The following is a 17694-nucleotide window of genomic DNA, read 5'->3' as shown; positions in this document are numbered from 1 at the left end:
GGCACTCACGATCCTCGTCTAGAATCGAGGCGACATGACTACGACTTTCGGCACTTCCGACATCCTCTCCGCCCCTCCGCGCCTGCATGTGCGGTCCCGTTTCGTCGACGACGTCGATCCCGGGCCCGGCTTCCCCTTCGAATCGGGTCTGCCCACGACAGTGGAGCAGACGCTCGAGCTGCTGCCGACCGATGGCTTCTCCTGCTGGGTCCGTGACACCTCCGGTCTCATCGGCTTCGGCCGCACCCTGCGCATCCGAGCGCGCGGGCCCGAACGGTTCACCGAGCTCTCCGATGCATGGAAGGCCATCACCGAGGTGGCCGAGGTCGAAGATGAGGTCGATCTGCTCGGCTCCGGGCTCGTGTGCTTCGCCACCGTCGCGTATTCGGGCGAATCCGCGGTCGATTCGATCATCCACGTCCCCGAGTTCGTCCTCGGTCGCCGCGGTGGCCGCGTGTGGCTGAGCTCGATCTCGACGGCCGAGGTTCCTCCGCTGCCGCCGATCCTCCAGGCAGAACCTCTGCAGCGCGTGCAGACGGCCCGCGCCGAGGCCGGGGATCTCGGTCCGGAGAAGTGGTCGCGGCTCGTCGAGCAGGTCGCTGACATGCTCACCCCGATCGACACCTCGGCGGAGGTGGATGCATTCTCGGATGATCCGACTCTGCGCAAGATCGTCCTCGCCCGCGACGAGGTCGTCACCACCGATGAGGACATCGACGTGCGTGCGGTGCTCGGTGCGCTCAACCGCAGCTACCCGAGCTGCTGGACCTTCGACATCGCCGGTCTCATCGGGTCGACTCCGGAGCTGCTCATCGGGGTCGAGGACAACAAGGTGACCTCACGGGTGCTGGCCGGGACCTACCGGGTGGAGAAGAACCCGATGGAGGAGATGCCGGCGGCACGGAAGCTGCTGAGCGCCCACAAGGACAGCACCGAGCATGCCTTCGCCATCGCCTCGCTGCAGCGCAGTCTGGGTTCGGTCGCCGAGGATGTCACCGTCGATGAGCGCCCCCACCTGCTGCCGCTGGCCAATGTCATCCATTCGGCGTCGGACGCGCAGGCGACCCTGGCCGCCGATTCCGGCCTCAATGCCCTCGATGTCGCCGCTGCCGTCCACCCGACGGCCGCCGTCGGCGGGTACCCGCAGGCGAGCGCAGTGGCACACGTCGATGAGCTCGAACCCCTCGACCGTGGCCGCTACTCCGGTCCCGTCGGATGGATGGACGGCCGCGGCAACGGCCAGTTCGGCATCGCCCTGCGCTGCGGTCAGCTCGAGGATCGCAATCGGATCCGGCTGTACGCCGGTGCTGGCATCATGCCCGATTCGGATCCCGACACCGAGGTGGCCGAGACGAACGCGAAGCTCGCTCCGATGCGTCGCGCGCTCGGCCTCGACCGCGACTGACCTTTCACCGGAACTCTCAGGCATTGTCGCGTGCCCAGTCGGAAAAGGTGAGCGCCGGCCGACCCGGGGCTCCGAACAGCGGACGGTCCTACTGCCGCTGCGGTTCGGTTACCTCGATGATCCGCCGAACACCTGCGTTTCGCTGACCGTCGATCGTGCCGAGAGCCGTTTCGAATTCCTCTGCGCTGGTCACCTGTTCGTGGTCCCATCCGTATCCCGCAGCGAGGTCGGCGAAGCCGCGGCCGTGCGGGACCGTGAAATAGCGCTCCAGGAATCCTTCGAGGTGGGCCTGCGAGTGTTCGAGTCCGGAGAAGATCGCTCCCCCGTCGTCGTTGAGCACGACGATCGTCACGTCACCGACCTCCTCGGCGTTCGGGGCGAGCAGTCCGCCGATGTCGTGGAGCATGGCGATATCGCCGATGAGCAGGACGACCGGCTCCCCCAACCCCAGAGACAGCCCTGTGGCGGTCGAGATCAGTCCGTCGATTCCCGCCAGACCTCTTGACGCGTGGATGCGAGCGCGGATGTCGGTGGCGTCGCTGAGGTAGCGAACCGAGTTCGAACTGGCGACGAAGAGGGTGATGTCCTGGGCAGCGAGGTGTTCGGTGATCTTTCGTGCCGTCGACTGGAATTCCCTCGCCGAGGCGGCTCCCGAGTGCTCGTCCGCGGCTCGTGCCGCGGATCGTTCCGCAGACTGCTCTGCTCGTGCGGCTGCTACGAGGGATGTCCCGGCGTCGATCCATGCGCACACCCAGTCCGACCCGGAGGCGGGGACGCCCTGTGCCTCGTCCACCGCCGTCACATCGTCGGCAGGGGTTCTCGCTACAGTGACGGTCAGATCAAGCGCATCGATGTTGTCGGGGACGTGCCGTACGTTCACCGTTTCGTCGGCGAGCAGTGCGGCGACGGGCCTGGTCAGGGTCGGTTTTCCATGGACGATGACGGTGCGGATCGACTCCCGCAGCTCGGGGTGATCGCTGAGTACTCGGGCATGGGCGGGCACGACCGTCGTCAGTTCGACGGTGCCGGAGATCGAGGAGCCCGACAGACCGGCAGTGGTGCGGGCCAGCGCACTCGAGGGTTCGGCAAGCACGGGAAGATGATGATCAGCGGCGAGTGCATGCAGAGATTCGGCCGAATACCCGCCGGCGTCTCCGGCGACGATGACCGTCCCTTCTGTGATAGTGACACCGACGGATGCCCGCGAGCCGGTTCCCGCACCGCCGCGATCTGCTTCTCCGAAGCGAGGCCCGGTGCTTGAAGCGCCGGTCTCGGCACCACGATGCTCGACCCCGATTTCAGCCAACTCGCCGATCTCGTCCTTCCATGCGCCCAACTCCTCCGGGGTGGGAACCAAGGGCACGTCGAACTGCACATTGAACTGGACGGAGCCTGCCACCTCGGCGCGGGTTCCATCACTCTGCCCCAACGCCGTGGCCACGGCGTCTGACACCGATCGGGCGACCGCCTCGGCGGTATCACCGGCAGGGATATCGAAGCGGGCACGAACGTCGCTGAGCACCTGCGACTGGTCGTCGATGGTCTGGTTGGCCCCCGTGCCGCGCAGCCGGGCGGGGCGGTCCGCGGTGAGCGCGAGCACCGGCAGGTGTCCGTACGAAGCTTCGAGGACGGCCGGGTGGAGATTGGCCACGGCCGATCCGGACGTCGTCACGACCGCCACGGCGGAATCACTGCCGCGGGCACGCAGGCCGCGGGCCAGGCCGAGGGCGAGGAAGGCGGCGTCACGCTCATCGACGCGCACATGAGTGCGGATGAGTCCCGCCTCGGCGAGGGGAGCCAGGGCATAGACCAAGGGAGCCGACCGCGAACCGGGGGCGAAGACGACATCACTGACCCCGGCATGGACCAGGCTTCGGGCAATCTGCTGCGCCACCGCGCTCGAATTCGACATCACCTGATATTCAACCACCTGACCACCTGTGGTTCACCTCTGCCCTCTAACCTCGAAAAATGCGCCGCTCGTTGATCATCGCGATGGGAGCACGGGCCATCCGCACTCTGACCGCGGCCCGCTCCCAGCGCGGACGCTATCCCGCTCGCGACCAGACCACGTCCTTCCTCGGGCCCGAACCCCGCGGAAAGGACGCCCGGACTTGGCATATCCGAGACAAACGGAAACTCTCGCCGAGGCTGCGCGAATTCTTCCTCTACTCCCCCGCACTCGGCCGCACCGTCGGCGTGCGGGTGCTGTTGCCGGGGATTCCCGCCGAGGTCAGCCCCGTCATCCACCTCTTCCACGGAGGCGGCGACGACTTCCGTTCATGGACGGATTTCGGTTCCGCCGAGGAGCTCACCCTCGATTCCCCGTACCTCGTCGTCATGCCCGACGGCGGAGCGGGAACGTATTCGCGCCTGGCCGTCGGCAGCGAGGTCCACGACTGGCCGCGCTTCCACACCGAGGAGATCCCCGCCTTCCTCAAAGCGAACTTCTCCGTCGACTGGGCACCCGGCAGCCAGCTGTTGGCGGGGCTGTCGATGGGCGGCTACGGGGCGATGAAGTACGCGGCCTGGCATCCAGACAGGTACGGATCGGCCGCAGCGTTCTCCTCTCCTCTGGATCCGCTGTCGACGGTGCCGGCATTCGACATCATCGCGATGCGCGAAGGCGCGCGGTCGCTCAGCCTGTTCGGCGATCCCGGGCAGGACCGCAGCGAATGGCTGGCGAATTCGCCCTATGCTCTGGCCGAGAATCTCCGCGGCCTCGACCTGTGGTTCAGTGCCGGATCGGGCAGCCTCGAAGGGGCGAAGGACCGTGACCTTCTGGAGACGATGATCAGCTCCCAGGGCGAGCGCTTCTCCGCCCGTCTCAACGCCCTCGGCATCCGCCATTCCTGGTTTCCGCGCACCAGCGGTCTGCACAATTGGACGAGCTGGGAACGGGAGCTCGGAGCCTGGCTGAAGACGCTCGCCAAACGGCGCGACTATGCGAGCTCGGATCGCGGACACACCGATCGCGTGGCCGACGGCGGAGAGTTCACCTTCCTCACCGGTCATGCCCTCTTCGACATCCACGGGTGGAGGGTGGAGATCTCCCGTCGTCGCGCGCAGGTCGTGCGCTTCGACGCCGTCAGCGCCGCAGGCTTCTCCCTGAGCGGCACCGGCAGCTTCCGTGTCCGCACTCCCGGGCTCTTCGACCCCGGACGACGCTACGACATCAGCGTGTCCGGCCCCAGCGGAGACAACGCCTACCAGCAGGAGGCGGACAAGAAGGGACGACTGACCTTCACCGGTCGGTTGGCCGCGGCCATGCACGATCCGATCATCCCCGGCAAGCGCACCGCGCACTTCGCCACGCTGGGACAGGACGAGGTGACCACGGTCAGGATCGCCTCGGCGCCGGTCGACGAGGCAACCGACCGCAGGCACGGTGCGGCTGCATTCGACCGTGCGGCAGCGGTCGCCGGTACCGCAACGGTCGATGGTGCGACAACGGTCGATGGTAAGGCGGAGGTAGACGAAGGGCGGTCCACAGCCGATGTTCCAGATCCGTCACAGACAGAAACCGCAGACGATCCCGCTGGCGTTTATATTGAGAGCGGTCGCGAATCGTCGGCCGCTGATTCATCAGAACGCTGACCAGAGAGGCACACAATGAAACGCATTCTCCCAGCCATCGCTCTCGTCGCCGGACTCTCCCTCGCCGGCTGCACTGGCGGAGGAGAGGAGCCGGAACAAACTGCCGACGGCGGATCCTCGTCAGCGGCCGAGGCTCAGCCAGAAGCCGAGAAGCTCGACGAAGCCCAGCTCAAGGAGATCTTCGAATCAACTCAGGCTGACGGTCAGCCGTTCAAGAAAGGCGGCGCCACTGGCGAAATGGCCAAGGCCCTGGAAGGTTCGAAGTTTGAGCCTGCCAAGTGCAAGGACATCACTCTCAACCTGATCAATTCGAAGCTCGTCGAGGGCGGCAACAGTGTCGCAGGGGCCTCAAACGACAATGTTCTGTCCGCGGGCCTCTCCAGCTTCGACAGCGTCGACGATGCTCAGACACAGCTCGACGGAACCGAGAAGGTCGCCGAAGAGTGCAGCGACGTGAAGTTGACGACCGCTGGCCTCGAAATGCAGGTGAAGATGAAAGCTTCTGACCCCGATGTGGCTGGAGCCGATGAGACCGCCGGGATCGTCGCCTCAGTCGAAACCGGCGGACAGACCGCAACCGAGATTCGCTACGTCGCCGCACGTGTCGACAACAATCTTGTCGCCGTAACCAATGTCGCCGATGTCGAAGAAGCGACCGTGACGAATGCCGCTGACGCTTTCGTCGAGTCCATGAAGAAAGCCAGCTGACCCGGTTCAGTTGCGGACCGGTTCAGCCGGCTGACCCGGATCAGCCAGAGTCGACTCAACCGCGCAGGGCACTCCAACAGCTCTGCACCCGCTGAGCCCGCCACTCGAATCGTCCCGGATCCACCGCCAGCTGCTGCAGGCGGTCAGGGTCCGGGACGATTCGCGTCACCGGGATGGCCCCGTCGACCGGAGTCAGCGCCTCGTGGTCGGCGACGATATCGGCGGTGAAGAGACGTCCCGTCCCCAGGCCACAGGCCACCCGGTCACCGAGGATGTCCCGACTGCGGTCGGTGCGCGGCAGCTTGGCCGCCAGTTCGGCACCGGCGGCCAGTCCGACGGAAGACTCGAGCGCCGAGGACACGACTGCGGGCAGCCCCGAGGCACTGATGACGTCGAGGGCCGCACCGATTCCACCCAACGGCTGGACTTTGACGATGATGACTTCGGCGGCCCCGAGTTCGGCCACACGCAGCGGGTCCTCGGCTTTGCGGATGGATTCGTCGGCGGCGATGACGATCGGCAGTCCGCGTCGGGCGAGTTCCTCGCGCAGGTCCGCGAGCTGCTCGACTGCCGGCACCGGCTGTTCGAAGTATTGGAGGTCGAAGTCGGCGAAGGCCTCACAGGCCTTGACGGCTTCGGCCTGCGTATAACCGGCGTTTGCGTCCAGGCGCAGCGTCGTGTCGGGGAAGAGTCTGCGGAACTCCCGCAGGCGCGCCAGGTCTTCCTCCAGGGAGGCGAAACCGTGTTCGGCGACCTTCGCTTTGACGGTGCCGACTCGACCGTAACGGGACAGGATCGATTCGACCTGGTCCGGCGGACAGGCGGGCAGCGTGCCGTTGACGGCGACGGTCTCACCATCAGCCACCGCCGCCGGGGCGGAACCGCGCGCGTGGGCATTGGAGGGGGCCGCCTCGGCGAGGGCGGTGGGCTGCGGGATCAGCCCGGAGAATTCGAGGGAGGCGCGCAGCCACCGGCTGGCTTCCTCGGTGCCGTATTCGACGAACGGGGAGAACTCCGCCCACCCTGCAGGACCGGAGAAGAGCGCCACTTCTCGCTCGGTGATCCCTCTGAATCGGGTGACCATCGGCAGTCGCACGACGTGCAGGTCCTCGATGACCTCGTCGAAGCGTGCGGGCAGATCGAGCGGAGCTGAGGAGAGGGACGCAGATTCGGGTGCACCGGAGTGCGAACGGGCTGTATCGGCCATACGACCAGACTAGCGCTCGCCTCCCCTGCCACGACTTCCTGCCGTTCGGAACTGCACCATCCACCACCCGGGTCCGGCCCGTGCAGGTGGTGCCAAGCGCTAGGCTGGGGGCCATGACGGTTTCAGAAATCTTCGACCCCACTGCCTGGCGTGAAGTCTCCGGCTTCGACTTCACCGATATCACCTACCATCGGGCCATCGACCCCGCCACCGGCAACGACATCGGCTGCGTGCGCATCGCCTTCGACCGTCCAGAGGTCCGCAATGCCTTCCGCCCGCACACCGTCGACGAGCTCTACCGCGCTCTCGACCATGCTCGCCAGACCTCCGACGTCGGCGCCGTGCTGCTCACCGGCAACGGCCCGAGCGAGAAGGACGGCGGTTGGGCCTTCTGCTCCGGCGGAGATCAGCGCATCCGCGGCCGCTCCGGCTACCAGTACGCCTCCGGTGAGACCCGTGAGAGCGTCGATCCGGCTCGTGCCGGCCGCCTCCACATCCTCGAGGTCCAGCGCCTCATCCGCACCATGCCGAAGGTCGTCATCGCCGTCGTCCCCGGCTGGGCAGCCGGCGGAGGCCACAGCCTCCACGTCGTCTGCGATATGACGATCGCCTCACGCGAACACGCGAAGTTCAAGCAGACCGATGCCGATGTCGGCTCCTACGACGCCGGCTACGGTTCCGCCTACCTGGCGAAGATGGTCGGGCAGAAGAAGGCCCGTGAGATCTTCTTCCTGGGCCGCACCTACTCCGCGCAGGAGATGGCCGATATGGGAGCCGTCAATGAAGTCGTCGACCATGCCGATCTCGAGACCGCGGCCCTCCAGATGGCGCGAGAGATCCTGGGCAAGTCACCGAACGCGCAGCGCATGCTCAAGTTCGCCTTCAACCTCGTCGACGACGGACTCGTCGGCCAGCAGGTCTTCGCCGGAGAAGCCACCCGACTGGGCTATATGACCGACGAAGCCGTCGAAGGACGCGACGCCTTCCTCGAAAAACGCGACCCCGACTGGTCGCCGTTCCCCTGGTACTACTGAACCGGCTCTGCGCATGACTGCACGCGAACTGCACCCCGCCGAGCTGCCCGAGGCCATCGACCGGGCACTCGCCGGGACCTCGATCCTCATCCTTCCATCGGATCGGGACGGTGCCGTCACCGAGGCGGCACCCAGTCTGTGGGCAGGGCAGGGTCCAGCCCCGGCCCTCATCCTCTTCACCTCCGGATCGACCGGGACGGCGAAAGCGGTGGCCTTGTCAGCTGATGCGCTGACCGCCTCGGCGCGGGCGACCGAACGATTCCTCTCCGGGCCCGGCGATTGGCACCTGTGCCTGCCGGTCAACCACATCGCCGGGTTCCAAGTCGAGCTGCGCGCCCGCTTAGCGGGCCGCGCACCGGTCAGGGCCGCCTCGGCGAGGTTCACCGCCCAGTCCTTCGCCACCGAGGTCACCGCCCTGGTGGAACGGGCGGGCGACCGACCGACGTACACCTCGATCGTGCCCACCCAACTCCACCGGATCCTCGAGGACGGCCTCGCCACCGAGGCGGCCGGACGGATCTCGCACATCCTCCTCGGCGGAGCGGCGATCTCACCATCGCTGCTCGACCGCGCCGAGGCCGCGGGACTGGCGATCGTGCGGACCTACGGGATGAGCGAGACGGCGGGCGGCTGCGTCTATGACGGGGTGCCCTTCGACGGGGTCGAGGTGACCATCACCGAGGCGGGGACGATCGACCTGACCGGGCCCGTCGTGGCCGACGGCTACGTCGAGATCGGCGCCGACGGAGCGATCACACCGGTCGACTCCCCCGCTCTCACCGTCGACGAGGCGGGACGGCGGATCATGCACACCAGCGATCTGGGTCGGATCGATTCCGGTGTGCTCAGCGTGCTCGGTCGAGCCGACGACATCATCGTCTCCGGCGGCACGAACGTCTCCCCGCATGCCCTGGAGTCCGGCCTGCTGCCGAGCTGGCAGAAGGCGGGAATAGAGGAGATGCTTGTGACCTGGGTGCCCGACGAGGAGTGGGGCAAACTCATCGTCGCACTCGTCCGGACTGTCGACGGCGGTGGTGTCGGAGCGGAGAATCCGCGAGAATCGGCACAGAGGCTCAATGCCCTCGACCATGGGATGACGGGGCAGCTGCTGCCGCAGCTCGTCTTCCCGGTCGCCGAGATTCCGAACCGGTCGATCGGCAAACCAGATCGCAGGGCTGCGGCCCGGCTCGCCGCCGATCTCATGGCGCGTGATGCGAATACCCATACTGGTGAACAACCGGTAACATAAGACGGCTCCACAATTCGACAGGAAGGTGAGCGAGGACTATGGCTGATGCCGCCCAGTGGATTTCTGGAGCTCGACTGCGAACTCTGCCCCTGGCTCTCGCACCCGTCCTCATCGGAACCGGCGCCGCGATCGGATCGCTCGGCGGATTCACCGCCTTCATCCTCGACGACATCTCGGGCAAGGACGACCACGTCAGCTTCGGACAGATCCTGCTGCGCGGATTCCTCGCTCTCCTCGTCTCCCTGTGCCTGCAGATCGGCTCGAACTACGCCAACGACTATTCCGACGGCATCCGCGGCACCGATGACGAACGCGTCGGACCGGTCCGGCTCACCGCGACCGGGCTGGCCGAACCTCACGCGGTCAAACGGGCCGCCTTCATCTTCTTCGGCCTGGCCGGAGTCGCCGGCATCGTGCTCGTCCTCATCTCACAGGCGTGGTGGTTCCTCCTCGTCGGAGCCGCCGCCGTCGCCGCCGCCTGGTTCTACACCGGCGGCAGACGGCCCTATGGCTATATGGGCCTCGGCGAGGTCTTCGTCTTCGTGTTCTTCGGGCTCGTGGCGACCCTGGGCACGATGTGGATGCAGGTCGGTCATCTCACCCTCAGCGGTTGGGCCGGAGCCGTCTCGATCGGATCCCTGGCCTCTGCTGTGCTCATGGTCAACAACCTCCGTGACATCCCCACCGACATCGAAGCCGACAAGATCACCCTGGCCGTGAAGATCGGTGACAATGCCGCACGCATCGCCTATGCGGTGCTCGTGCTGCTGCCGTTCGCGCTGCTGGCGCTGGCGATCCTCGACGGTCATCCCGCCGTGGCCCTGGCGATCCTCGCCCTCGTCCCGGCGCTCAATCCGCTCAAGACGGTGCTCAGCGGCACGACGGGTCCTGGGCTGATTCCGCCGATCAAGTCCACTGGGCTGACCGGTTTGGCCTTCTCCGCGCTGATGGGCCTCGGCCTGGCGCTCTGAAGCGCGTCCGCCTCAGTTCACTTCGACTGGTCGCCGTCTTCTCCGAGACGCTCTTCGACGATCTCGTCCTCAGCCGCTTCGTCGGCGCCGACGCGCTTCGGCTTGGACGCCCGCTTGGCGACCTTCGCTTCGATTTCGGTTGCGGCTTTGGCGCGCATCTTGCCCAGGAGCAGGTAGCTCAGCAGTGCACCGATGATGATGGCGGCGATCGCCATGACCAGGTTGAGGCCGAGGAAAGGGAACAGAACGAGGCCGACGGCGATGATGAGGCCGAAGCGAGCCAGTGTGTAGAGCCAGAAGGTGCGCATTGAACTCATTTTAGCCTCCTGTCGTGACAGTCTTGTCACCGCCCGCTGGAGCCCGCGCTCAGGTTGGTGGACTATCCTTGATGCATGGCTCGACTACTCATTGCCGCGATCGTCCTGGCGGCTGCGGTGACACTGTACGGACTCTTCGATTGCCTGTTGCGTGATCGGGGTCTGATTCGAGTCCTGCCCAAACCTGCGTGGGCACTCATCATCCTCTTCATCCCCGTCCTCGGGTTCATCCTCTGGTACCTGTTCGGACGCGGTTCCGAAGACAAACCCACGCGCGGCACGCGCCCCCGCGGGCAGGTTGCTCCCGATGACGACCCTGACTATCTGCGTCAGGTCGACCGCGAACTCAAGCTCGGCAAACACGCGCCTCCGGCTCAGGACCACGACGACGAGAACTCCCCGAGCCAAGACACCGCGAAGTCGGATGACGACAGCGGTCCCGCAGACTCCTCTGCCGACTCCGATGACCGGGGAACCAAGGGCGACGGCCGCGGCCGCTCCAACTGACCGCTCTCTCGCGACCCGTCTTCCTGACCAGCTGACTGGTCTCGCCCCTGAGTCGCCAAGCACAATTCGGCTCGCCGCCGTCCGTCCTTCTCTCGCGTAATGCCGCAGCCAGGCAATACCGCCGCTATTCGGCGACATCGTTGACACCACTGCGGCGTAGCATCGTTGCGATCACGCGAAGCCGTGGGACACCTCGGCGGCCGTGCAGCGCTGCGAATCGGCGAATTGGTACTCCTTGTTCTGAACTGCTCACCGAAGAACGTGGCGAATTCAGAGAATCCCGCACCACAACACGCTTCCGACGCCTTCTCGCACGGGCCATCACCACATTAAGACAGTACGCAAACGGCACTGTTTGAGGTGGACAGCCCGGTTTCAAAACCGTGTTGCCCACCTGAAACAGTGCCTTAAGCGCGACTGAACTCCCTCAGCGCGGCTGAGCCCGGGCCTCTGCCGCGGGCCGGACATTTGCGTCAGTCGAGGCCGGAGTACGAGTGCAGTCCGTTGAAGTACATGTTGACGACGGTGAAGTTGAAGATCACCGAGGCGATGCCGATGAGGTTGAGCACGGCGACCTTCGTCGGGCCCCAACCGCGGGTCGCACGGGCGTGCAGGTACGCGGCGTAGATGACCCAGACGACGAACGTCCAGATCTCCTTCGAGTCCCAACCCCAGTAGCGGCTCCAGGCCACCTCGGCCCAGATGGCGCCGGCGATGAGGGTGAAGGTCCAGGTGATGAAGCCGACAGCCGCAATCCGGTAGGAGATCCGCTCGAGGTCAGTGCTCGAGGGCAGCCGGTGGAGGAACCGCAGCCACTTCGGGTCCTTGGTCTCGTGCACGCTCTTCAGGATCTGGAAGACCGCGAGGATCGCAGAGATGTAGAGCAGAGAGGTCGAGAGGATCGCAATCGGCACGTGGATGGCGATCCAGTACGAATCCAGAGCCGGGATGAGCTTGGCGGCCGGGGTGTAGAAGACGGTGATCGCCAGTCCCAGGCACAGGAGCACTCCGCCGGAGACGAACGTTCCCAGGTACCGCACGTCCTTCTTCGTCAGCACGACGAGGTAGACGATGACGGTGATCGCAGTGGCAGACAGGACGTACTCCATCATGTTGCCCCACGGCACACGGGCCACGGACAGGGCACGAGTGAGCACTCCCCCGACGTGGAGGAGCATGGCGAGCACGAGCAGCGAGGTGCCGATGCGGGCACCGCGATGCCGGTTCTTCTTCGACGACTTCACCGTCGCGGAATCGTCGTCGCCCGGCCGGTCGAGAACGGCGGTCGACGCCGTCTTCCGGTTCGTCCGGCGCACGGTGCTGGCCTTGGCGGAGGTCGCGACCTCGGTCTCCGAGGTTTTCAGCTCACGCGCACCGAAGAGGTCGAAGGCGTAGAAGATCATGGCGACGGCGTAGACGATCATCGCCGAGATGATCAACTGGTTCGACCACATTGCGAGGTCTGTGTTGACGTCCATTCATCCTCCGCACCACTGAAGTGCTCTTCTATCGCATGCTGTTCTCTGTCTGCGCGTCCCCGTCCGACTCCGTGCGGAGACCGAAGGCGACGCGCACTCCGCGGCTATTCTACTCCGCGTAGTACTTCGGGTTCATCTTTCGTCGTCCTCGCCGTGCTCACCCTCATCGGGGTCCGTGTCGCGCAGGTCTTTGACCAGGTCTTCGACGGCGCGTTCGACCATCGGATCCTCACCACGGGCCAGGGCGGCCACCTCGGCGTCGCCGTTCTTGATTCGCACCCAGACGCGACGGCGGGGAATGAACAGGGACAGGCCGAGCCCTGCCAGAACGAGGATCGCACTGATGAGCATGAGCGCCTGCGTCGGGTCCTGGGAGATGTCGACGGCGATGTACTTCTTGACTCCGTCGAAGGTCACCGAACCGCCGTTGGGCAGCTTCTGCGTGTCCCCCTCGGCGAGCTGGATGACGAGCGGATTGCCCGAGGCATCGGTCATCTCCGTCATCTTGTCGGCGTCGAGGGAGTACACGGACTGCGGGACTCCGGAGTCGAGGCCGAGGTCGCCGGTGTAGCCGCTCATCACCAGGTAGGGGTTGCGCAGCTCGGCGAAGCTCGAGATCAGCTCCCCGTCCTGATTCTGTGCAGCGGTGGGCAGGAACACGCCGACGAACCCCATCTGCGTGCCGGCCGAGTCCGGGACCTTGATGACGCCTTCGGAGGTGTATCCGGGGTCTCCGCCGTCCGGGATGAACACCTGCGGACCGGACTGGACGATATCGCCCTTCGCATCACGCACGGTCACCTCGGGGGCGTAGCCGTTTCCGGTCAGGTAGACGCCGACGCCGCCCACGCGCACCGGCTCGTTGACCTTGAGCAGGTGCGATTCGGTCTTCCCGTCCGCAGTCGTCGTCACCTTCGCATCGAAGCTGCGCGGCTGACCGAACTGGTTGCCCGCCGCCTGATCGTCGAAGGTGGAGGTGAAGGAATCGAGTTTGAGCCGGAAGTCCGGCAGATTGTCCGCATCGTAGTAGGAGCCGGGTTCGAAGGAGTCATAGGAGACCAGCGAATTCGAGAACGTCTCACCCTCGACGAGGATGCGCTGACCTTCATAGCCGAACAGCGATCCGATCGCCATCGTCAGGGTCGCCATGAGCAGCGCGATGTGGAAGACGAGGTTGCCGGTCTCGCGGAGATAGCCGCGTTCGGCGGCGATGTGATCGGACTGCCGGTTGATCCGGTACCCCGACTTCTTCAGCCGGGCCTCGGCGGCATCGAGGAACTCCTCGTCCGCGTCCTCACGGGTCTCTGCGTCTCCCTGTGCCGAGGCGAAGGAGGCGTAACCGGGCATCCGGGACAGCCGCCTCGGTGCTTTGGGCGGGGACGAGCGCATCGCCTTCCAGTGCTGTTTCGACCGCGGGATGATGCAGCCGATGAGCGAGACCATCAGCAGCAGGTAGATCGCGGAGAACCACACGGAGGAGTAGACGTCGAACATCTGGATGGTGTCGAGGAACTGCCCCCAGGCACCGTTGTTCTCCAGGAAGGTGTTGACGCGGCCCGGGTCCTGGATCCTCTGCGGCAGCAGAGACCCGGGGATCGAGGCGAGGGCGAGGATGAGCAGGAGGATCAGGGCCACGCGCATCGTCGTCAGCTGAGTCCAGGCCCACCGGCACATGCCGAGGAACCCGAGCTGGGGCTGCGTCACGGTCGACTTCGCGGCAGGCTTGTCCCCCTGCTTCGCCGTCGATGTCGCACCCGATTTCGGCTGCGTCGTCTCCGAGCCTTCGGTTGAGCCCGCCACTAGATCACCACTTCGAATCCATTGATGAGACCTTGCAGAGAGGTCATCCACATGTTCCATACGCCGCTGGCCATGAGCACACCCAGGATGATGAGCATGATGCCCCCGGCGCGCACGATCGCGGTCTGATGTTTCCGCACCCATTCGAGTCGTCCGGCGCCCTTGTGGATCGCCAGCGCCAGGAGGATGAACGGGATGCCCAAGCCCAGACAGTAGACGAAGGCCAGCAGTGCTCCGCGCCAGATCATTCCGTCACCGCCGAAGCTCACCGACATGCTCAGCACGGCCGACAGGGTCGGTCCCACGCAGGGTGCCCAGCCGAGGGCGAAGGTCGCTCCGAGCACCGGTGCGCCCCAGAGTCCGGCCTTCGGTCTGGCGCGGATGCGGTGCTCGTTCTGGAGCAGGCCGAATCCGCCCATGAATACGAAACCGGCAAGGATGACGATGACGCCGAGGACGCGGAGGATGATCGACTGCCATTGGGAGAACAGCGCCCCGAGCGCGGAGAAGCTGGTTCCCAACAGCACGAAGACGACCGTGAAGCCGAGGACGAACAGGGTGATGCCCACGACCACTCGCCACGTCTGCTTGTCCTTCAGCGAGGATCCGGAGAGACCCGTGACGTATCCGACGTAGCCGGGTACCAGCGGCAGCACGCAGGGTGAGGCGAACGAGACGAGTCCGGCCAGGGCCGCCGCGCCGGCAGCCAGCAGCAGCGGTCCCGAGAGAACGGTCTGGGCGAAGTCCGCCCCGAGGCCACTCACTCGGACTGCACGTCCTCGATGAGTCCCTTGAGCGTCGACGCGTCGACTTCTCCGACCACTCTTGCCGCGGCCCGGCCCTTCGCATCGAGGACCACCGTCGAGGGGGTGGCCTGCGGGGGCAGAACGCCGGAGAGCAGGGAGACCATCTCACCGTTCGAATCGAGCATATTCGGGTACGGCACCTGGTAGTTCTGGATGAACGCGTTGGCCGCAGCCTCTTGGTCGCGGACGTTGACGCCGATGAACTGGGCCTTGTCCCCGAATTCCTCGGACACGGACTTCAGGTCGGGGGCTTCCTTCCGGCACGGCGGGCAGGCCGCGTACCAGAGGTTGATGACGACCGTGGTGGGACGCAGATCCGCCAGCGACACCGTCTTCCCGTCGAGGGTCTCGAAGCTCAGGTCGAGAGGTTCGCCGCGATCCTCGGCGGGCACCCGTGAGACGACTCCCGAACCGGAGACGTACCCCTGGTCGGATCCCGCCTGATCGGCCAGCTCGTCGTTCTCGCTGCAGGCGCTGAGCGCCAGGGCTGTTCCAGCGGCGAGCGCGGAGGTGAAGAGGGCCCTGCGGTTGAGGGGATGACGTCCGAAATTCATGCGCCCGCCACCGCGGTGCCCGGCTGCAGATCCGCGCAGATGCTCTCGTAACTCACGGACACCAGTGTGGAGGAATCGAATGTGAAACTGGTGATAGAAGCCAGGTCACATTCACGCCTGCGCGGGTCGTGGACGAGCGAGCGCCCCTCCCCCGACAGGCGGGTCATCCAGATCGGCAGCTGGTGGGAGACGATGACTCCCTCGGCGTCCGGACCGTGGTTCTCGAGCTTGGCACGCAGGCTGGCCATCGCGGCCCCCATGCGCAGCACGATCTGCCTGTACGGCTCTCCCCAGGACGGGGTGAGCGGGTTGTACAGCCGCACGAAGTTCTTCGGCTCGGCCAGGCGCCTGGCATTGAGCTTCTGTCCCTCGAAGGAGTTCGCCGCTTCGATGACGCGATCGTCATCGAACACCGGCAACCCGAGGGCCTCGGACAGAGGCGCGATCGTCTGCTGGGTCCGCAGCAGCGGCGAGGCCACGAGCTCGACCGGCCGGTTGGGCGCCGACGCGAAGTGCTCGGCCACGCGGGCGGCCATCTCGTGTCCGCGCTCGGTGAGACCGAAATGCGGCAGACGGCCGTAGAGGATGCCGTCGGGGTTGTCGACTTCGCCGTGTCGGACGAGGTGGATGGTGGTCATGACTGCGCCTTCCCGGCCTCCGGAACCGCGGCCGCGGCCTTGGCAGCTGCGGGCAGGGCGCTGATGATCCGATCGAGGATCTCATCGGTGTGGGCGTAGGACAGGAACCAAGCTTCGAACGCGCTCGGGGGCATATGGATGCCCTGATCGAGCATGGCGTTGAAGAATGCGGTGTACCGGTCGACATTCTGAGCCCGGGCACAGTCGTAGTTCGTCACCTCGGCGTCGGTGAAGAACACGGAGAACATCGAGTTCGCGGACTGGATGACGTGAGCGATGCCTTCGGCCTCCAACGCAGAGGCGACGGCTGGGCGCAGGATGTCTGCGGCACGGCCGATATGCGAGTACACATCGAGTTCGGTCGTGAGCTTGAGTGTGGCCAGTCCGGCCGCGGTGGCCACAGGATTGCCCGAGAGCGTTCCTGCCTGGTAGACGGGACCGGAGGGAGCGAGGTGGGCCATGATGTCGGCGCGACCGCCGAAGGCCGCTGCCGGGAAGCCTCCGCCCATGACCTTGCCGAAGGTGAACAGGTCGGCCGGGCCCTCGGGGTAGCCGAGGGTCTCGGACTCATAGCCGTACCAACCGGCTGTGGAGACGCGGAAGCCGGTCATCACCTCGTCGCTGATCATCAGCGCACCGTGCGCCTTGGTCAGGCGGCGGATCGTGTTCGTGAAGCCGTCGCGGGGAGGCACGACACCCATGTTGCCGGGGCTGGCCTCGGTGATGACGCAGGCGATGTCCTCACCGTGTTCGGCGAACACGGCTTCGAGACCGGCAGCGTCGTTGTAGTCGACGACGATCGTGTCCTGCGCCTGAGCTCCGGTGACTCCGGGGGTGTCGGGCAGGGAGAACGTGGCCAGTCCCGAGCCGGCCTGGGCCAGCAGCGAGTCGACGTGACCGTGGTAGCAGCCGGCGAACTTCACGACCTTGGACCGTCCCGTGTAGCCGCGGGCCAGGCGAATCGCCGACATCGTCGCCTCGGTGCCCGAGGACACGAGGCGCACCTGGTCGACGGGGTCGACGCGGCGCACGATCTCCTCAGCGAGTTCGACCTCACCGGTCGACGGGGTGCCGAAGGAGAATCCCTTGACGGCGGCTTCCTGAACGGCGGCGACGACCTCGGGGCGGGAGTGGCCCATGATCATCGGACCCCAGGATCCGATGAGGTCGATGTAGTCGTTGCCGTCGGCGTCGCGCAGCCACGCACCGGTCGCCTCGGTGATGAAGCGGGGGGTGCCGCCGACGGCCTTGAACGCGCGAACCGGGGAGTTCACTCCGCCGGGGATGACCGCCTCGGCGCGGGTGAAGAGGGCGGCGGACCGATCGGTGGTGTGACCGTTCGTCTCTGCTGTCGTCATGGTTCTCCTCTGATTCTTCGCGGGTCGGGTTTCGTCCCGGGATCGTTCTCAGTTACGCGTGGGTT

Annotated in this window: 16 protein-coding genes; 7 read left to right on the top strand and 9 right to left on the bottom strand. The window is 65.9% G+C overall.

The features are described from left to right. The first annotated feature begins 34 nt into the window (after positions 1 to 34). On the top strand, positions 35 to 1405 hold the full coding sequence (locus tag GUY30_RS04835; RefSeq protein WP_167194534.1) for an isochorismate synthase: 1371 nt from the start codon (positions 35 to 37) through the stop codon (positions 1403 to 1405). Positions 1406 to 1493: 88 nt separating this feature from the next. Here GUY30_RS04835 and menD read toward each other — a convergent pair whose 3' ends face one another. Next, a complete protein-coding gene (gene menD / locus GUY30_RS04830; protein WP_228281696.1) occupies positions 1494 to 3317 on the bottom strand; it encodes a 2-succinyl-5-enolpyruvyl-6-hydroxy-3-cyclohexene-1-carboxylic-acid synthase in 1824 nt (607 codons plus the stop codon). A gap of 59 nt (positions 3318 to 3376) precedes the next feature. On the opposite strand from menD, the gene GUY30_RS04825 reads away from it, so the two are divergent. Together GUY30_RS04825 and GUY30_RS04820 are read left to right on the top strand one after the other, a co-directional pair. Then, positions 3377 to 5002 carry an alpha/beta hydrolase gene (locus tag GUY30_RS04825; protein WP_228281692.1) on the top strand — a complete coding sequence of 542 codons (1626 nt, stop codon included), beginning with the start codon at positions 3377 to 3379 and terminating at the stop codon, positions 5000 to 5002. Positions 5003 to 5017: 15 nt separating this feature from the next. Then, positions 5018 to 5710 (top strand): hypothetical protein, encoded by a 693-nt coding sequence (locus GUY30_RS04820; protein ID WP_167194533.1) that lies wholly within the window; start codon positions 5018 to 5020, stop codon positions 5708 to 5710. A 55-nt stretch (positions 5711 to 5765) separates the two neighbouring features. Here the strand turns inward: GUY30_RS04820 and GUY30_RS04815 are convergent, their stop codons facing one another. Beyond that, on the bottom strand, positions 5766 to 6917 hold the full coding sequence (locus GUY30_RS04815; RefSeq protein ID WP_167194532.1) for an o-succinylbenzoate synthase: 1152 nt from the start codon (positions 6915 to 6917) through the stop codon (positions 5766 to 5768). A 113-nt stretch (positions 6918 to 7030) separates the two neighbouring features. Between GUY30_RS04815 and GUY30_RS04810 the strand changes: the two genes are divergently transcribed. The 3 genes from GUY30_RS04810 to GUY30_RS04800 are packed head-to-tail and all read left to right on the top strand — an operon-like array spanning position 7031 to position 10171. Further along, positions 7031 to 7951, top strand: a complete 921-nt coding sequence (locus GUY30_RS04810) for a 1,4-dihydroxy-2-naphthoyl-CoA synthase (RefSeq protein ID WP_167194531.1) — start codon at positions 7031 to 7033, stop codon at positions 7949 to 7951. A 13-nt stretch (positions 7952 to 7964) separates the two neighbouring features. After that, positions 7965 to 9200 carry an AMP-binding protein gene (locus tag GUY30_RS04805; RefSeq protein ID WP_167194530.1) on the top strand — a complete coding sequence of 412 codons (1236 nt, stop codon included), beginning with the start codon at positions 7965 to 7967 and terminating at the stop codon, positions 9198 to 9200. Positions 9201 to 9238: 38 nt separating this feature from the next. After that, positions 9239 to 10171, top strand: coding sequence for a 1,4-dihydroxy-2-naphthoate polyprenyltransferase (locus tag GUY30_RS04800; RefSeq protein ID WP_167194529.1), 933 nt, complete (start codon positions 9239 to 9241; stop codon positions 10169 to 10171). A gap of 17 nt (positions 10172 to 10188) precedes the next feature. Here the strand turns inward: GUY30_RS04800 and GUY30_RS04795 are convergent, their stop codons facing one another. Then, positions 10189 to 10479: a DUF4229 domain-containing protein gene (locus GUY30_RS04795; protein ID WP_167194528.1), complete on the bottom strand. Its 291-nt coding sequence runs from the start codon at positions 10477 to 10479 to the stop codon at positions 10189 to 10191. An 84-nt stretch (positions 10480 to 10563) separates the two neighbouring features. Between GUY30_RS04795 and GUY30_RS04790 the strand changes: the two genes are divergently transcribed. Beyond that, positions 10564 to 10995, top strand: a complete 432-nt coding sequence (locus GUY30_RS04790) for a PLD nuclease N-terminal domain-containing protein (RefSeq protein ID WP_167194526.1) — start codon at positions 10564 to 10566, stop codon at positions 10993 to 10995. A gap of 473 nt (positions 10996 to 11468) precedes the next feature. On the opposite strand, the gene ccsB is transcribed toward GUY30_RS04790, so the two are convergent. The 6 genes from ccsB to hemL all read right to left on the bottom strand — a co-directional run bounded on the left by ccsB (position 11469) and on the right by hemL (position 17629). After that, a complete protein-coding gene (gene ccsB, locus GUY30_RS04785) occupies positions 11469 to 12473 on the bottom strand; it encodes a c-type cytochrome biogenesis protein CcsB (protein WP_167194524.1) in 1005 nt (334 codons plus the stop codon). 132 nt (positions 12474 to 12605) lie between these two features. Then, entirely contained in the window at positions 12606 to 14273 is a 1668-nt protein-coding gene (gene resB / locus GUY30_RS04780; protein WP_228281690.1) for a cytochrome c biogenesis protein ResB, read from the bottom strand. Continuing rightward, entirely contained in the window at positions 14273 to 15037 is a 765-nt protein-coding gene (locus GUY30_RS04775; protein ID WP_062244572.1) for a cytochrome c biogenesis CcdA family protein, read from the bottom strand. Before GUY30_RS04775 ends, resB begins: the two co-directional genes overlap by 1 nt. Beyond that, positions 15034 to 15633 carry a TlpA family protein disulfide reductase gene (locus tag GUY30_RS04770; RefSeq protein WP_167194522.1) on the bottom strand — a complete coding sequence of 200 codons (600 nt, stop codon included), beginning with the start codon at positions 15631 to 15633 and terminating at the stop codon, positions 15034 to 15036. Before GUY30_RS04770 ends, GUY30_RS04775 begins: the two co-directional genes overlap by 4 nt. After that, positions 15630 to 16271, bottom strand: coding sequence for a histidine phosphatase family protein (locus GUY30_RS04765; protein ID WP_167194520.1), 642 nt, complete (start codon positions 16269 to 16271; stop codon positions 15630 to 15632). The genes GUY30_RS04770 and GUY30_RS04765 overlap by 4 nt, the downstream gene beginning before the upstream one ends. Continuing rightward, entirely contained in the window at positions 16268 to 17629 is a 1362-nt protein-coding gene (gene hemL, locus GUY30_RS04760; protein ID WP_167194518.1) for a glutamate-1-semialdehyde 2,1-aminomutase, read from the bottom strand. The genes GUY30_RS04765 and hemL overlap by 4 nt, the downstream gene beginning before the upstream one ends. Between the last annotated feature and the right edge of the window lie 65 nt (positions 17630 to 17694).

The organism is Brevibacterium pigmentatum, from assembly GCF_011617465.1.
GTDB classification, from domain to species: domain Bacteria; phylum Actinomycetota; class Actinomycetes; order Actinomycetales; family Brevibacteriaceae; genus Brevibacterium; species Brevibacterium pigmentatum.
This window is presented reverse-complemented; position numbering and strand designations above follow the sequence as displayed.

Excerpts from the sequence above, each read along its gene's own strand:
- GUY30_RS04770 (WP_167194522.1), bottom strand. The coding sequence starts at position 15,633 with ATGAATTTCGGACGTCATCCCCTCAACCGCAGGGCCCTCTTCACCTCC.
- GUY30_RS04825 (WP_228281692.1), top strand. The coding sequence starts at position 3,377 with ATGCGCCGCTCGTTGATCATCGCGATGGGAGCACGGGCCATCCGCACT.
- GUY30_RS04765 (WP_167194520.1), bottom strand. The coding sequence starts at position 16,271 with ATGACCACCATCCACCTCGTCCGACACGGCGAAGTCGACAACCCCGAC.
- menD (WP_228281696.1), bottom strand. The coding sequence starts at position 3,317 with ATGTCGAATTCGAGCGCGGTGGCGCAGCAGATTGCCCGAAGCCTGGTC.
- hemL (WP_167194518.1), bottom strand. The coding sequence starts at position 17,629 with ATGACGACAGCAGAGACGAACGGTCACACCACCGATCGGTCCGCCGCC.
- GUY30_RS04790 (WP_167194526.1), top strand. The coding sequence starts at position 10,564 with ATGGCTCGACTACTCATTGCCGCGATCGTCCTGGCGGCTGCGGTGACA.
- GUY30_RS04805 (WP_167194530.1), top strand. The coding sequence starts at position 7,965 with ATGACTGCACGCGAACTGCACCCCGCCGAGCTGCCCGAGGCCATCGAC.
- GUY30_RS04815 (WP_167194532.1), bottom strand. The coding sequence starts at position 6,917 with ATGGCCGATACAGCCCGTTCGCACTCCGGTGCACCCGAATCTGCGTCC.
- ccsB (WP_167194524.1), bottom strand. The coding sequence starts at position 12,473 with ATGGACGTCAACACAGACCTCGCAATGTGGTCGAACCAGTTGATCATC.
- GUY30_RS04835 (WP_167194534.1), top strand. The coding sequence starts at position 35 with ATGACTACGACTTTCGGCACTTCCGACATCCTCTCCGCCCCTCCGCGC.
- GUY30_RS04810 (WP_167194531.1), top strand. The coding sequence starts at position 7,031 with ATGACGGTTTCAGAAATCTTCGACCCCACTGCCTGGCGTGAAGTCTCC.
- GUY30_RS04795 (WP_167194528.1), bottom strand. The coding sequence starts at position 10,479 with ATGCGCACCTTCTGGCTCTACACACTGGCTCGCTTCGGCCTCATCATC.
- GUY30_RS04820 (WP_167194533.1), top strand. The coding sequence starts at position 5,018 with ATGAAACGCATTCTCCCAGCCATCGCTCTCGTCGCCGGACTCTCCCTC.
- GUY30_RS04800 (WP_167194529.1), top strand. The coding sequence starts at position 9,239 with ATGGCTGATGCCGCCCAGTGGATTTCTGGAGCTCGACTGCGAACTCTG.